Raw genomic sequence first — 15130 nt, forward strand, 5'->3', positions numbered from 1 at the left:
CACTGAGATCGCCCATTTTTATGACTGCTGGACTTTACATCTTGAACCCAAAGCCCTGAACGCTCTCAGCTCCGGTCAGCGCTTTCTCCGTCGTCACATACAACTCACGTATATGCCCAACCAAAAACGTCCAGAACGCCGGTTCATTAACGGTCTGAGCGACCAGTTCTCCTGGCAGGAACCGACTCATCTCCTTGCGAAACTCGAGCACCACTTTCGGATCAGCATCGAGCAGTTCCGAACGCTCCTTGAACAGCTTCAAGAACTCTTTCTGCTCGCAGTGATGATCGTTCAGTTTCTTCCCAATCAAATGCAGTTGCGGCGTTACACCTTGCTGACGCAGCCAGACCATGTCCCAGAGATCTCGGTTCTTGATTCGGTTAGGACGCAGAGCGAAAGCCACTATTTTGTCGGCATAGATTTCTTCGCGTGTTTCTGCCTGCAAAATCAGGCCGCTTGTGCCCATGTCGACGCCATATGGATTCAGCAGCAACATGGGTTGTGGCTGATAACTCGGAATGGAACACACATCGATGTTAATGCGCTGCGCCGGAAGGTCTTTGCGCACGGGTCGGGTCTGAACCTTGAGCTTCCAGGTATCGACATTCCCCTCCTCGCGAACAGGCTCACCGACTTCAACCTCAAGGCCATATTTGGTTTTCAGCGTTGAGACAAGAACGTGGGCGAGCTCAGTCAGGCTCTCGCGATTGAAGTCAGCGCCACCGGTGAAATCCAGATCCTCGCTCAAGCGGTTTGAGCCGTAGCAGGCACGCAAGCAGGTTCCGCCGATGAAGGTCAGTTTGGCGAGCATGCCGGCAGAACTTAGCGCGAGCATGATGTCATGGTGCAGCAATTCCTTTTCCACCACGACCCGCAATGGCGCCAAGTCCCGTTTGTTTTTAAGTGCCTCATCTACCAGTTCATCAAACAAACTCATTGGCGACGCTCCAATCGATCAAATCCATGTTTCGTTTCGCGACCTTCATATCCCGCAATGCTTGTTGCGGTGTTGCCCGCCAGAGGCGGCAACGCGCGTCATAGTGAACCTGGCCAACCAGATCTTGAGGTTTCTGGCGGGTGTGCACGAATTCGATGGTGCCCCAGCGCCCGCATGAAATGGTGCTGCTGCGACCGGAAGACATCAGCGTGATCCAGTTGATGGGGATCTGAGAGATGACGCCGCTATCGCTCAATGCCGTTTCAAGGCTGATGTAGTTGAACTCCTTGGCACGTAGCCTTGCAGCCGCATGAAACAGCACCAATCCGCTGGACGGTTTGGCCGCCTCAAACAGGTAAAGCCCTCTGCACACTCGCGTCAGATGACCCTCCGAGGCTGCGCGACTCAACAAGGTTTTGTAGGCACCTTCGGAAATATCGGGCACCACTCCCCTGAGATCGTCGGGAGTGAACAGGTAGCGTTCTTCGCTGGCCAGACGGGTCAGTTTTTGAAGAAGGCGTCCCATTGGCTGGGTGGATTTTGAGTGTGGATGCATACCCATGACTCTACAGAAGGTTTCACTTTATGTAACTTACTGTTGAGTCATTGAAAAAGCCATCATTGTTTTTTGCGAAGAAATTTTAAAGCCAACACGACACGCGCTACCCAAACGTCAGCGCAAACGGCGCTGCCGCTTGTTGAATGGCGCTGACAACATGAGGTGCTCGCTCCCGATGCTGCGGGTAACGTTCAAGCACCACTTCAAGCGCAGTAAGCAAGTTCTGAATACGCTCCTTTGGCCGTTCGATCTCACACGTATGTGCAAACTCCAATAACCCTTGCCCGGAGGCAAACAATGACTTGTTGCCCGCCAGATCCAGCGCCAATACATCCTCCGGGATATAGGCCGTGGTGTTGACGATGTCGTAAGCCGGTGCCAGGCACGCATCGCGTTGGGTAGGCTCAGAGTAGAGCAAGCCAAAATTCTTCAGGTGAGCGTCACCGTTTCCGACGATGCAACTCAGGGCGACACTATCGAACAGTTGATCAAGGGAAGATCGCTGATGTTTAGCGGGGCAGAAAAGCCGTACCGCCTTGGCGATTGCCGCGTAACTTTTGCTGTATTTCTGATCGGCCGAAAGCCCCATCAACGCGGCCATGTCTTCGAAACCGATCGGGTTTTGCTGATCATCTCGATCGAAGCGCCGCATGACAAACAGCTGTGCATTATCAGACAGGAAAAACTCTGGAACGGGAATGCCTGCTTCCTTGGCAATGGACATGCAAAGGAACTCGTTGACCGCCAGACCCGGAAACTCCTCTCGACCACTTTTGATGATCAAGTCCGAGGTTTTCGAGGTGACTCGCGGCAAGGCCGTTTCCTGCTGTTCAGGCACTAGCACTTTAGGTTGAACACCCGAAATGCCCGCCCGCAGGATGTAACGATCGAGCAGGTCAGAGAAGATATCTTCGGTACCGTCCCACGTCAGAATCTCATCGAGCCTTTCCCCTGGAAACTGCTGTCCGGCAAGCAAAGAATCGACCGCTTCGGAATGCACCTGAACCCGACCGATTGGCGAACTGCTACCAGACAGTGCCAACAACAGCATCGGATCGACGTTAACGGTTTTAGCCAGGCGATTACGTAGTTGTTCCAGGACATAACCTTCCGGCAGGTTCATCTGGAAAATCGGGTGCAGGTCTCGGCGGCGAAACTCGTCGGGGCGTACAGGCATCGACAAACTGATTGCCATGCGGGGCAATGCATCTTCGTCATAGCGAAACAGGAAATCCTCAGCGCTGGTGAGGATGCTGCCGCTGCTCCCCTCTGGCGTACTGACTTTAAGAGAAGTCATTTTCATTCGAATAGCCCCCCAAGCTCTTCAAGCGTCGGCATAGCCGCCGGAATGACCGCTAATTCACAATCCAGCGCCGCCAGAATTCGCGCATAGGCGATCATTCCTACAGAAAGGGCCCCCTTCTCTACGGCAATGATTTTGTATCGTGTCAGTCCTGCGAGCTCGGCAAGCTGAGCTTGCGTCAGACCACGATTCATACGCTTTTCGCGTATTTGGTTGCCGAGGCGGGAAATCAGTAGAGCGTAATCCATGTGTAGTTACCGCAACATTTGAACCAAAATGTAATGTATACGGCACATTTAAGCTAATTCAAATTCCGACTTCACGAATCCGCCCCCTCATCCGCTTCCAACCAATCCCCACCAATATCCCCAGCACAATCGCCCCCAACGGCGTCGCGCCCACCCAAGTCATCGTCGGAAACACCAGCAAAATCTGCGAATCATTTCCCCCCAGCATCATCGACGCACCAATCCCCATCAGCACCCCCGCCAGTAAATGCTTCCCCGCGGTCCGCCATTCAAACCGCTGATAGCTGAACGTCCGTCGATGCAGCGTGTAGCTGAGCATCCCCACCATGAGCATGAAGAACACCGCGACGCGCTGGTTGGTCAGCGAGTCGTCGCCCGAGGCCCAGAACATTTGCGAGAGGTTGTAAAAGAACACGCTCGGGGTCCACAGCGGTTCGAAGGTGTAGAGGGCGCTGGTCAAGACGCCCAGGAGCATGCTGGACAGCACCAGGTGTTTGTCGCCGTGAACGCGGATCAGGAAGAGTAATGCCATCAGCACGATACCGATGGTCAGCCAGTATTGGTGGCTGGAGATCGTCGGCATTTGCAGGGTTTTGTGTTCGGCCAGCATGTTCAGGTCATACCAGAGAACGATCCCCAGCACCCAGCCCACAATCGTGAAGGCTTTGCCGAGGTTGCCGCTGGCGAGTTTGGTCAGGGTGCCGACGCTGCAACCGTCGTTGAGGACCGAGGCGACGCCGAACAGCAACCCGCCCCCGATCAGCGAAACGTAGCCGACGTCAGGAATGAACAACGGCTGACTGACACCAAACAAACTGTAAAACGGTGCCAGTAACAGGCCGAACAGACCGCAAGAGATGAGCGACACAAACAGCGTCGGCCGGCGCTTGAGCAACAACCCGGTGGCATTGACCAGGCACAGGCCCATGCGCTGGGACACCCAACCGATCAGGAAGGCCAGCAGCAGCGAAATCAGCAGGGAAAGCACAGGTATCCTCGTTTCCGGAACGCGACATTGAACAGGTCCCTGAAGGATAGATCAGTCACTGCCAAACTTCGGATAAACCCGCTAAGGCCTTCTACACTGAATCCGCATACGCCCCCACCGAACGAGCCGCCATGACCACCCTCAAAGAACGCTTGAAGCAAGGCAAGGATGCTCGCAAGAACTGCCCGCGCAATGCTCAAGCGTCAACGGGAAAAACCACCCGCGACCCGCTCCCGCTGATCAAAGCGTCGAGCGAGGGCCGGATCAAATCCCTGGTCGAATTGCGCTACGGCCGGATGCTCGTTTCCCCCTTCAGCTTCTATCGCGGCAACGCGCTTTTGCAGGCCCACGATCTGGCCGCCACGCCTCACATGGGGCTGACATCGCCAATCTGCGGCGATTGCCACTTGATGAACTTCGGTGGTTTCGCCACGCCCGAACGCAATCTGCTGTTCAGCGTCCACGACTTCGACGAAGTCCATCCCGGCCCTTGGGAGTGGGACGTCAAACGGCTGGTGGCAAGTATCGTGGTGGCCGCTCGCGACCTGCGTCATGGGGGAACAGTCGAAGAAACGGTTTGCCGCGAAGCCGTCGGCGCCTATCAGGAAACGATGCTTGAGTGCGCCGAACAAAGCTCTCTGGAAACCTGGTACGAGTCCATCCGTTACGACGACCTGCGCAAACAGGCGAACAAAAAAACGCTTGAGCATATCGAACGCGCCGTCGAAAAAGCCAAGGGTCGAAGCCACGCCGAACTGCTGCCGAAAATCAGCGAGCGTGACGCGCATGGGCGCCCGATTATTCGCGATGACCTGCCGGAAATTTTCCATCTGCACAAAAAAAACACGCTGCTGGATAAGGACGATGACTGGCTGCGGCTCTCGGATTGGCGGCCGATCTACGACGCCTTTATGCGCGATTACCCAGGTACGCTGCAGGCTGACCGTCGAGCGTTGATGTCGCGGTTTCATGTTCAGGACATGGCCTTCAAAGTGGTGGGCGTGGGCAGCGTCGGCACTCGGTGCCTGGTGGCACTGCTGACTGACGATCAGGAGTTCCCGCTGTTCCTGCAATTCAAGGAAGCACGGCGTTCAGTGCTGGCCGATTACGTGAAGACAAAATCAAAAGTGCGGCACGACGGTCAGCGGGTGGTTGAAGGTCAACGGTTGATGCAGGCGGCCAGTGACCTGTTTCTCGGCTGGACCACCGGCCCCGGCGGTCGGCACTTCTACGTGCGCCAGTTGCGCGACATGAAAATCTCGGCCGAACTCGAGACCTTCGATGCGGACACCTTCGCCGCCTATGGACGCGTCTGTGGTCGCGCCCTCGCCCGCGCACATGCCAAATCGTCAGGGCAGGCCGCGCAGATCAGCGGCTACCTCGGCAAGAGCGATGCAATGACCGACGCATTGTTCAAGTATGCGAAAAACTATGCCGCGCAGAATGAACGCGACTTCGAACGCTTTCAGCAGGCCTGCCGCAAGGGCCGGTTACGGGCTCGCTCGGAGGCGGACTTTGCGGCAGATCATTTGCCCTGAGCGCTAACGCGACGGCCATTATCCACATGAATTTTTCTTCACCCCACCGACCCTCGCCAATCGGTACAGTGCGCTCGCTCATTCAAGAAACTACGGTTTGCCCGCCCTCCCGCGGGCTTTTTTTTATCTGTAGAAAAGACCGCTCGTTGTTTGAGTTTTCTTCCCTTCTGAGCAATTCTTGCGCTCCACTCCCGCGATCCGGAGCGCTCAATGTCGCTGCTGACCCTACCCTGTAAACGCTTGACCCTGGCGGTGCTCGCCCCTGAACAGGCAGCGCTGGAAAGCGACTTCTACCGACGCAACCAGAGGCATCTCGCCCGGTGGTCGCCGATTCGCCCCACCGATTACCACAGCCCTGAAAACATCCGTCCGCGCCTTGAAGTGCAAGCCAGCGCTTTCCTGGCGGGGCTGGCGGTGCATTTCGCGTTGCTGGATCCCGACAACGGCCAGATGATCGGCGCCTGCAACTTCAGCGGTATCACGCGCGGGGCGTTTCAGGCGTGTTATCTCGGTTATCACATCGACGAATCGCATCAAGGACAGGGCTTGATGCAGGAAGCACTGGAAGCGGGCATCGGCTACATGTTCGATGAGCAAAAACTGCACCGGATCATGGCTAATTACATCCCCGGCAATGAACGCAGCGCGCGGTTGCTGGAACGTCTGGGATTTGAACGTGAAGGCTACGCAAAGGCCTACCTGAGTATCGCCGGACGCTGGCAGGATCATGTGTTGACGGCGTTAATCAATGATCGCTTTGAAGCCCCGGAGCAGCGCTGGTCCAGACGGCTCTCGTAATACTTCAAGGCCGTTCACAATTCATTAAGTATTCGCGCCGTATCCTTGAGCTTCCCGGTCCACCTCCTCGGTAGCCAGAAGTCTATGTCGCGTCCTGCCACTTCACTGTTTCTGCTTGCCGCCCTGCTGTTTTTCTTTGCCCTGGGCAATCATCAACTGCAAGGTTCCACCGAGGCGCGGGTGGCCGGAATCGCCATGCAAATGCACCTGGACAACGACTGGGTGACGCCAAGGTTGTTCGGCGAACCGTTTCTGGAAAAACCGCCCTTGAGCTTATGGCTGGATGCCAGCGCCATCCGCGCATTCGGTGGCTCGCCGTGGGCAGTGCGACTGGCCTCGGCGTTCGCCGGGTTGTTCAGCGTGATGCTGTTGTACGCGATGCTGCGCCGATTCAACCGGCCCAGGGCGACTGCCTGGATGGCGGGCATCTTTCTGGCAACCATGGCCAGTTACTGGAGCAACGTGCGCGATGTCGGTGAAGATGCGTTGCTCGCGCTTGGCGTAAGCATGGCGTTGCTGGCGTTTTTTCAGGGACACCGACAATCGACGTTCGGCAACGCGTTGCTGTTTGCCTCGGGGATTGCCATCGCCACTCTGAGCAAAGGCGTGCTGGGCCTGGCGATGCCGGGTGTGGTGATTTTCGCGTACCTGCTTGCCGAAACCTTGATGGACAAGCGCCTGAACATCTCTGACTGGTTGCGACCCGGCTTGCTGACGCTTGCGGGACTGATCCCGCTGACGATCTGGCTCGCCGTGCTGTATCAGCGCGGTGGCGCACAGGCTCTGGGTGAAGTGCTGCTGACCAACAGCGTCGGGCGCTTCAGCGGTTCTTTTGTCGAGGCCGGGCATTACGAACCGTTCTACTACTACCTGGCCAAGCTGCCCCAAGCGTTCCTGCCGTGGAATATTCTGGTGTACCTGGGGTTATGGCACTTTCGTAAAAGTTTGATGGCCAATCGTTATTTGCTGTTTTTCACGCTGTGGATAATGGCGCAGTTTGTGATGCTGACGTTGGCGTCGAGCAAGCGCACGGTGTATCTCATGTCGATGACGCCAGCGGCGGCGGTGATTGCTGCGGAGTATGCGAGCGCTCTGTTCCACCGGCTGAAGGCAAGCGAAGGGGTTTCAAACGTGTGGGGGCGCATCGCACGGCATCGACGCGGCGTGGCGATTGGCGTCCTCGCGTTGGTGATCGGCAGCTACCTGGCCGCCGCTCAATGGGCTCTGCCCCATGCCGATCGCAAACTGTCGTTCCTGCCGTTGACCGAACAGATTCAGACGATGCAGGCCAACGGGCAACACGTCGCCTTGTTCCAGGCCAACGAACGGGTGGGCGGCGCCAGCGTGTTCTATACCCAGCGAGTGCTCAAGGGCCTGGACACCGAGGCGCAACTGCATGAGTTTCTGACCGCCTCCCCTTCCAACGTGGCGGTCATGTCCGGTGAAACCGAACCGGCCGCGCCGCTGAAAGTCCTCAAGACCATGAAGGTGGGGCGTCAGGCTTACTACTTTGTAAACCAGTAAGCGGTTCAGCGGTCGGCAGTTCAGCCTTTTGCAGAACCGGTATTTCCAGCCGCGCTCGCCCGTAAAACGCCAGTGCCGTCAGCAAACACGTCAGCCACACGAAGATCCCGGCCCAGAAGGTGTGGGACATGTAGTGCCAGCCTTGCAGAACCCGCGTCGTGCCGTAGACAAAACCGAGCAGCAACGAACCGTACATCAGCGCTTTGGCATAGCGCCAACGGTAGCGACGAGCCACGAAGTACAACGCGAGCATGGTGAAACCACCGGAAGCATGACCGCCCGGCCAGCATCGGCCAGCACCGGCTTCCTTGAATAGCTGGAAGTTTTCGTACCATTCAATGCGCGGCATTTTCCCACCGTAGAGGGTCGTTTCAATCGGGCAGTACACGCTGGTGTGCGCCTTGAGGAAATGGATCACGCCGGTGCAGATGGCAAACGCGAACACCACAAACAGAAAATCCCGACGATGCTCATGGGCAAATCGCAGCACCGTCGCCGCTTTGCTGCGCTCCAGAAAGCGCACGAGACGCGGATGCTTTTGCGTGCTGGTCAGCGGCCAGACAAACGACAGCATGGCGCCGATCAAGGCGATTTCAGCGGTCCAGTTCGGAATGATGCGCGCCCACTTATGGGTGAGTTTCTCGAAGAAGTGCACCTTGTCGAGTGGGAAGATCTGGGCGACGGGATCAAACAGAAGATTACTCAAGGCTATGTCGATGTTGGTCATGTCGAACATCAGGAAAACCACGGCCGCGCAGACCAGCGGGATACCGAAATTCATCCCATAAAACCGCTTCGCCAGGGTGTGTCCTGATCCAGAAGGAATACTCATTCGGAGGTCACCGAGCGCCAGTCGGAAGCTTCGATGAAACCCAGCATGCGCGGTGCTTTAGCGGCTTTGGCGGAGATAAATAGAGAAGCGCCGTAACCGAGCGTGGAGGTCGACAACTTGAGGTCCTTTTCAAGTTGCGCCATGCATTCACTGTGGGTCACCAGAATCAGATTGCGACCCGCCACTTTGTGCGCCAGGGCATCACGCAGCATCGTGCCCCTGCAACTGATCAGCCAGTCCTCGCCCACACCGACCTTGTTGAACATGTAGCTGGCCGTCTGTGACGTACGAATCATGGGGCTGTTGTAGATATCGGCCTTTTCCAGCCCCAATTGCTCGAACTGCGCACCGACACTCACCGCGACACCGCGCGAACGGTCGGTAATGCCATCGTTGCCGCTCAGGCACGCGGCTTTCGAGTGATCACAGCGCTCGACATGGCGGACCAGCACGATGATCTCGCCTTTGGCCCAACCCTTGGCCAATGCTCGCGCGCCCGCCACATTGCCATGCGACAGGTCCGGCACGGCGGCCGGCTGCAACAGCCAAATGGTCAATGGAATCACCAGCAGCGCCGAGGCCAGCACCACCGCGGTATTTCGATAACGGGTTAAAACGCTCAGATTGATCGAGCGTTTGATCCCGAACAGATTCAGTCTCAATTCCACATCAAACGGCCTCACCCGCATGCATCATTGTCATTCGATGCCACGAGGGTAGAGAGGCGCGCGTCGGCAGCCAGTGAAACCCATGTGAAAAAAAGCTTAAGCCGCCCACAAAAACCTTGTTACAGAATCTGTCCGACAAAATCCTTTCAGCTCTCGCGATTGCTGCCGATACAGACCTGCTACACACCCTTGCTGGCACCTAAAAACAACAATCTTCCAGCCAACCGACGATCGAAAGCGCAACGTTCCTGGAGGAATTTGATGAATAGCTGGTTCGGCAACATCAGCGTGAACATGAAACTGGGCCTGGGGTTCGGCCTGGTCCTGGCACTGACCTGCGTACTGGCCCTGACCGGCTGGACGAGCCTGGGCGGGTTGATTGACCGCAGTAACTGGATGAGCGACATCACCCAGCTCAACTCTGGCCTGACCAAACTGCGTGTGGTGCGCCTGCAATACATGCTGACCAACGGCGATGAAACCGCCGCTCAGAACGTACAGACCACCCTTGATGCCTTTTCCGCTCAGCAACAATCGCTGTTGTCGAAGTTCAAGAGCCCGGAAAACCTCAAGTTGCTCAAAGAGCAAGGCACTTACATCGACGCCTACAAGACGTCGCTGAACAAAATGCGCAGCGCTTACCGCACTGGCAATAGCGCCCGCGACACCATGGCCGCCAATGCTGAAACGGCCAGCACGCTGATCGACGCCATCAGCACCCGCGTGCAACAGATGCCTCTGAGCGATCAGCGTTTCGAACAATTCCAGGCCGTCACCGCCGCCAAGGAAGCGTTCATCCTGGCCCGCTACGAAGTACGCGGCTACACCGCCACCGCCAATACCGAGACCGAGCAAAAGGCCGTCGTCCAACTGGATACGGCGATTGCCAGCCTGAAACCACTCAACGCGCAGTTTGCCGACACTCAGCAAGACGCCCTGCGTCAGCTGGAGACCGCGCTCGGCAACTACCGCAGCGCCTTGCAGGCTTATAAAGCGGCCAACACCGATGCCGTACAGGCGCGCAAGGAAATGACCGATCAGGGCGCCGCCATTGTGACCCTGAGCGATCAGCTGTATCAGATCCAGCTCGATCGTCGTGATGCCGAAAGCGCCCAGGCGCGCACATTGCAGCTGATCAGCACGTTGCTGGCGTTGTTGGTGGGCATCATTGCGGCCGTGATTATCACCCGTCAGATCACCGGTCCGCTGCGTGACACTCTGGCTGTGGTCGAACGCATCGCCAGCGGCGACCTGTCCCACGACGTCAAGGTCACCCGCCGCGACGAACTCGGCGTGTTGCAGCAAGGCATTGCGCGCATGGGCGTGACCCTGCGTGACTTGATCAGCGGCATCCGCGACGGCGTCACCCAGATCGCCAGCGCCGCTGAAGAATTGTCCGCCGTCACCGAGCAGACCAGCGCCGGCGTCAACAGCCAGAAGATCGAGACCGATCAGGTGGCCACCGCCATGCACGAGATGACCGCCACCGTGCAGGAAGTCGCGCGCAACGCCGAGGAAGCTTCCCAGGCCGCAGCCGCCGCAGACGGCGAAGCTCGCGAAGGCGACAAGGTGGTTAACGAAGCCATCGCCCAGATCGAACGTCTGGCCAGCGAAGTGGCGCGCTCCACCGAAGCCATGAGTGTGCTGCAACAGGAAAGCGACAAGATCGGCAGCGTCATGGACGTGATCAAGGCCGTCGCCGAACAGACCAACCTGCTGGCCCTCAACGCAGCGATTGAAGCCGCCCGTGCCGGTGAAGCCGGTCGTGGTTTTGCCGTAGTCGCCGACGAAGTCCGCGGCCTGGCCCAGCGCACCCAGAAATCCACCGAAGAAATCGAAGGCCTTGTGGCCGGTCTGCAGAACGGCACGCAACAAGTGTCGACCGTGATGAACAACAGCCGCGCCTTGACCGACAGCAGCGTCGCCCTGACCCGCAAGGCGGGCGTGTCGCTGGAAAACATCACCCGCACGGTGTCCAACATCCAGTCGATGAACCAGCAGATCGCTGCCGCGGCCGAGCAACAAAGTGCCGTGGCTGAAGAAATCAGCCGCAGCATCATCAACGTGCGCGACGTGTCGGAACAGACCGCCGCCGCAAGTGATGAAACCGCTGCGTCCAGTGTTGAGCTGGCGCGGTTGGGTAACCAGTTGCAGATGATGGTCAGTCACTTCAAGGTGTAACCCCCTGCGTGAGCCCTCCCCCGTCAGCCTTTACGCCGACGGGGAATGGCTCGAAGTCCTACAGTTCGACAGGAACTGTCGCCGACTCGGTGATGATGTTTCCACCTCTTCGCATGTTGCAGCGCTGACGGCGCGCATCCACCTCCCGCAGTAAAGTCGATGGCTCCACTTCACAGGAAGCTTATCGGCATGGACGACTTTCCATTACTTCAGTCGCTGATCAAGACCAGCAGCACCGACGAAAAACTGCAAACATATTTCAAAACCACATTGAAGCTGACGTCGGTTTTCGATGTTGTTCGATTCACCGAAGCCGAATTCAACGAACGCTTCAAGCTTCACAATCTCATCACTGAGAAGGATGGAACCACCAAGGAAAATTTCAAAGATATCGATCTTGGAAAACTTTACGACAACGCAAAGTGTTTCGCCGCGCAGATAAGCCACTTGTATCGGGAGCAGCAACTCTCATCCCCGGGACCACAGCATCACTGGCACCCTCCCGGTATTCGCGGTGTGGACAAACAGGGTCCGACCTACACCAATCTGTTTCAGGAGAACTGGAACGACGCCTGCAAAATCGATTCGATCGCCGCTATCGACTCACCCGTTGCCTACCTCAGGGCGCTGTATCTGTTCGCCAAACAACTGGAAAGCAGTACGTCTGAATCGGCCGCTGAAAAAGCCAATCGAATCCCGCTGCACCAGCGCCGTCCAGATCTTGAAAAGCTATCGATCGACCACCAAAGCACCTTCACTGCACAACCCATGCTCAAGATCGTCAATCAAATCCTGGACGAGAACATTCAGGAGGCGATAAAGGGCACCACTGACGAGGGCAAATCGGCGTATCAAGTATTGGCGCAAAAGTGTTATCCCTTCGCGCTTCCCTACGAATTTTTTCATCATCAATGCCTGCTGGGGTTTAGCGCGAAGAGGCTATCGCTGGGAGAATTGAATTATCTGATCAGCACTCATCTGCCTCTTACACAGACCATCGATAATCAATACGGCAACGTGCTGAGCGCTACTTCTGCCGACGCCCGGAAATTGATGTCTGGCCTGGGCCCTCAACAGCAGAAAGTGCTGACAGATGAATTACTGAATGAAAAATTTCTGACTGAAACGGGCAATCTAAAGTCTCTCGAACAGATGGAACTCGACGCCAGAACGCTTTACTGGAAAAAAAACTATGGCATCAGCAAGCCTTCCAGCCTGAGGAACCTGAACACCTTTCTGGAGCGTACCGGGCTGAATGCCGAGCAAATGGAAATGCTGCTCGCGCTAGGCAAACATGCGCCACGAAAATCAACCAGTGACTTGACGAAAACGCCGGTGCCGTACGGCGCCCGCTATGTCAACGGCCCTCACTCTGCCTGCGCCACTTTGAAGCTCGTCAACAAAAAGGGGAATACAAAAAAGGGAAGTACCAAGAGGATCGATCAGTTGACTGACCGACGTCTCGAACGCCTGAATCGAATGATCCGCCTGCACCGCTGGCTCGACATTCCTTTTGCCGATCTGGACAGTCTGATCGTCAGTGCATTCGAATCCCAGATACCGCGCAATACATCCATGCAACTCGACGCTCATACAGTCAGCGTCTTGGGGATCTATCGCTATTTCAACCGGCGGTACTCGATCGACGCTGAAGAGTTCGGTGCATTGCTTCACCAGGTTACGCCCTATTCCAACAGAGAGGCTCCCTCGTTATTCGACCGGGTATTCAACCGGGCCCAGTTGTTCGATAAACCGCTTGCACTCGATGGTCGCACCTTCACTGCTGACAACTCGGACCCGACCTCCCACACCATCCTCCAGCACCTGAGTGCCAGCCTGGGTGTTGCCCTGACGGAGGATTCTTTATTGCATATCGTCAAAAACACCGAGCAATTCCTTGGCTCGCTCAAATGTGATTTGCGCACCTTGTCTTCAATCTACCGGCAAGCGCGGATTGCCCGACTATTCGGCATTTCGATCGCGGAATGCGCAACGCTGGCGAAATGGCTGGGAGGGGAGAGCATTACCAGATGCCTGACAAATGGAAACACAGGCATTTGTACCCTGCGCATCACTGCCGAGCGCGGACAGGAAAAATTCGAGGTGGTTGCATATTATCAACTGGCCACCCCGTCAGGCCCGGAAAGGCCCGCCCTGCTGCTCCCGGGCTCAACACTGACAACTACTACGTCATGGTTTGCCAATTCCGATACCGTCAATGAGCTTTTAGTACAGTTTCCAGGCGACTCCGAAGCGATACCCAGCATCACGATCAGCCAAATCGGTACCGCGGCCTCAAAAAAAGAAATTTCTTTAGCGGGCATGCCCATGACACTGATCAACGGTGCGTTTGAGGCAGCAACTGCCGGCAAATCGGCTCTTACGACGGCGATACGGTACGAGCGTAAAAATCGTGAAAGAACCATGATTTACACCGATACCAAAGTGACCATAGACACCAAAGCCGACGCATCGATATTTGATGTGCTGATGCAAATGGACTGGCTAACGAGTTGGCTCAATGAGTCCGTCTTCAGCATCACCAAACTGCAACGCCTTCTGGAGCCAAGGAATAGCGCTGATCACGGGTTCCTGGGTTTGCAGCAACACCTCGGCCAACTGAGCCGCGATACGAAAGCGGCCGCGGTAACGCCTCAAGAGATAGCAAAGCTCTCGCTTCCGGAAAATGTCGCATGGCGTACGGTGTTGGCTGCAACGCTGCTTGACGATAAAGGGCTGTTGATAAGCTTTGCAGCGGCTATCGAGGACGATGTGCCGCAAAAACTGAATACCGCTCTGGACCAGCTCATCAATGCGCAGGTACTGGACAAGGACCCCGATAAAAACGCCCGGATACAGCAGCAAACCAAAAAGAAACTCTACGACTTGTTATTGCTGGCCCATGAACGACAGCTGCATACGGTAGAAAAGTTTCTGCAGAACATCTGCCAACTACCCATGAATTGCGCCAAAGGCGTGGTGTCATGGGCAGGAGCATCGGTTTACCAAATCCTGACCGCAGCACTGCATGATGAACGCTTGACCCAACTTCCCGACGCACTCCATCCGGTCTTGCGTCATGCCGAAGCTACCGTTCAGTTGAACCTGAGCAACAGGGCACTGCACCTGTTTCTGAAGCATCCAGACTGGCTGGGAAGTTCAGACTCCAAGCTGAAATTGAGTCTGCACAGCATGTACCTGTTTGATCGCTTCAACCATTTCATGATCACCCATCAACACGAGGAAAGTCTTCTGGGTTATCTGGAGCTTGCCAACTCAACAGTGCTCATTACGGCAATCAACAACTCTGCGGCCACACTGCTGAACTGGGATGCCACCGAAGTCACTGTGTTAACCGCCCGGCTGGACAGTAAAAAAGCTCAAACCATGAAGGACCTGGATTGGCTCATGCGCTGCCATGCAACTTGCATAGCCACGGGACTGAGCGCGGCATCCCTGCTTGGCGCTACAGCCCTGAACAACGACAGCGAACCCGATACCTGGAAAAAAGTCGGCGAAGCCGTCATCGCTGCCAGTCACTGATTCCACTACAT

General features: G+C 56.3%; 12 protein-coding genes and 1 pseudogene. 6 read left to right on the plus strand and 7 right to left on the minus strand.

Going from position 1 to position 15130, the window contains the following annotated elements; genetic code table 11:
* Nucleotides 1–34 precede the first annotated feature (34 nt).
* The 5 genes from ACRC4F_RS02780 to ACRC4F_RS02800 form a co-directional block, all read right to left on the minus strand.
* Entirely contained in the window at nucleotides 35–937 is a 903-nt protein-coding gene (locus ACRC4F_RS02780; RefSeq protein ID WP_438657977.1) for a nucleotidyl transferase AbiEii/AbiGii toxin family protein, read from the minus strand.
* Complete coding sequence (gene abiEi / locus ACRC4F_RS02785; RefSeq protein WP_438657978.1) at nucleotides 924–1499, minus strand: type IV toxin-antitoxin system AbiEi family antitoxin; 576 nt, start codon at nucleotides 1497–1499, stop codon at nucleotides 924–926. Before abiEi ends, ACRC4F_RS02780 begins: the two co-directional genes overlap by 14 nt.
* 100 nt (nucleotides 1500–1599) lie before the next feature.
* A complete protein-coding gene (locus ACRC4F_RS02790; RefSeq protein WP_438657979.1) occupies nucleotides 1600–2799 on the minus strand; it encodes a type II toxin-antitoxin system HipA family toxin in 1200 nt (399 codons plus the stop codon).
* The gene (locus ACRC4F_RS02795) at nucleotides 2796–3047 is read right to left on the minus strand and encodes a helix-turn-helix transcriptional regulator (RefSeq protein ID WP_438657980.1); all 252 of its coding nucleotides are present in this window, start codon (nucleotides 3045–3047) and stop codon (nucleotides 2796–2798) included. The genes ACRC4F_RS02790 and ACRC4F_RS02795 overlap by 4 nt, the downstream gene beginning before the upstream one ends.
* Before the next feature lie 58 nt (nucleotides 3048–3105).
* Nucleotides 3106–4035 (minus strand): YeeE/YedE thiosulfate transporter family protein, encoded by a 930-nt coding sequence (locus ACRC4F_RS02800; RefSeq protein WP_438657981.1) that lies wholly within the window; start codon nucleotides 4033–4035, stop codon nucleotides 3106–3108.
* Nucleotides 4036–4166: 131 nt separating this feature from the next.
* Here ACRC4F_RS02800 and ACRC4F_RS02805 point away from each other — a divergent pair, with 131 nt between their 5' ends.
* From ACRC4F_RS02805 to ACRC4F_RS02815, 3 genes are all read left to right on the plus strand, one after another.
* On the plus strand, nucleotides 4167–5573 hold the full coding sequence (locus ACRC4F_RS02805; protein WP_438657982.1) for a DUF2252 domain-containing protein: 1407 nt from the start codon (nucleotides 4167–4169) through the stop codon (nucleotides 5571–5573).
* 210 nt (nucleotides 5574–5783) lie between these two features.
* On the plus strand, nucleotides 5784–6371 hold the full coding sequence (gene rimJ / locus ACRC4F_RS02810) for a ribosomal protein S5-alanine N-acetyltransferase (RefSeq protein WP_438657983.1): 588 nt from the start codon (nucleotides 5784–5786) through the stop codon (nucleotides 6369–6371).
* 84 nt (nucleotides 6372–6455) lie between these two features.
* Nucleotides 6456–7895, plus strand: coding sequence for an ArnT family glycosyltransferase (locus tag ACRC4F_RS02815; protein WP_438657984.1), 1440 nt, complete (start codon nucleotides 6456–6458; stop codon nucleotides 7893–7895).
* Here the strand turns inward: ACRC4F_RS02815 and ACRC4F_RS02820 are convergent.
* Entirely contained in the window at nucleotides 7846–8676 is an 831-nt protein-coding gene (locus ACRC4F_RS02820; RefSeq protein ID WP_438657985.1) for a phosphatase PAP2 family protein, read from the minus strand. The two genes, ACRC4F_RS02815 and ACRC4F_RS02820, sit on opposite strands and share 50 nt — an antisense overlap.
* Nucleotides 8677–8723: 47 nt before the next feature.
* On the minus strand, nucleotides 8724–9395 hold the full coding sequence (locus ACRC4F_RS02825; RefSeq protein ID WP_438657986.1) for a histidine phosphatase family protein: 672 nt from the start codon (nucleotides 9393–9395) through the stop codon (nucleotides 8724–8726).
* 396 nt (nucleotides 9396–9791) lie between these two features.
* Here ACRC4F_RS02825 and ACRC4F_RS02830 point away from each other — a divergent pair.
* From ACRC4F_RS02830 to ACRC4F_RS02840, 3 genes and pseudogenes are all read left to right on the plus strand, one after another.
* Nucleotides 9792–10718: pseudogene (locus tag ACRC4F_RS02830) on the plus strand (methyl-accepting chemotaxis protein); the annotation flags it as partial.
* Between the two features lie 144 nt (nucleotides 10719–10862).
* Nucleotides 10863–11576, plus strand: a complete 714-nt coding sequence (locus ACRC4F_RS02835; protein WP_438657996.1) for a methyl-accepting chemotaxis protein — start codon at nucleotides 10863–10865, stop codon at nucleotides 11574–11576.
* A gap of 189 nt (nucleotides 11577–11765) precedes the next feature.
* Nucleotides 11766–15119, plus strand: coding sequence for a Tc toxin subunit A (locus tag ACRC4F_RS02840; RefSeq protein ID WP_438657987.1), 3354 nt, complete (start codon nucleotides 11766–11768; stop codon nucleotides 15117–15119).
* The last annotated feature ends 11 nt before the right edge of the window (nucleotides 15120–15130 follow it).

This window comes from Pseudomonas sp. (genome assembly GCF_051660785.1).
In the GTDB taxonomy this organism is placed as follows: domain Bacteria; phylum Pseudomonadota; class Gammaproteobacteria; order Pseudomonadales; family Pseudomonadaceae; genus Aquipseudomonas.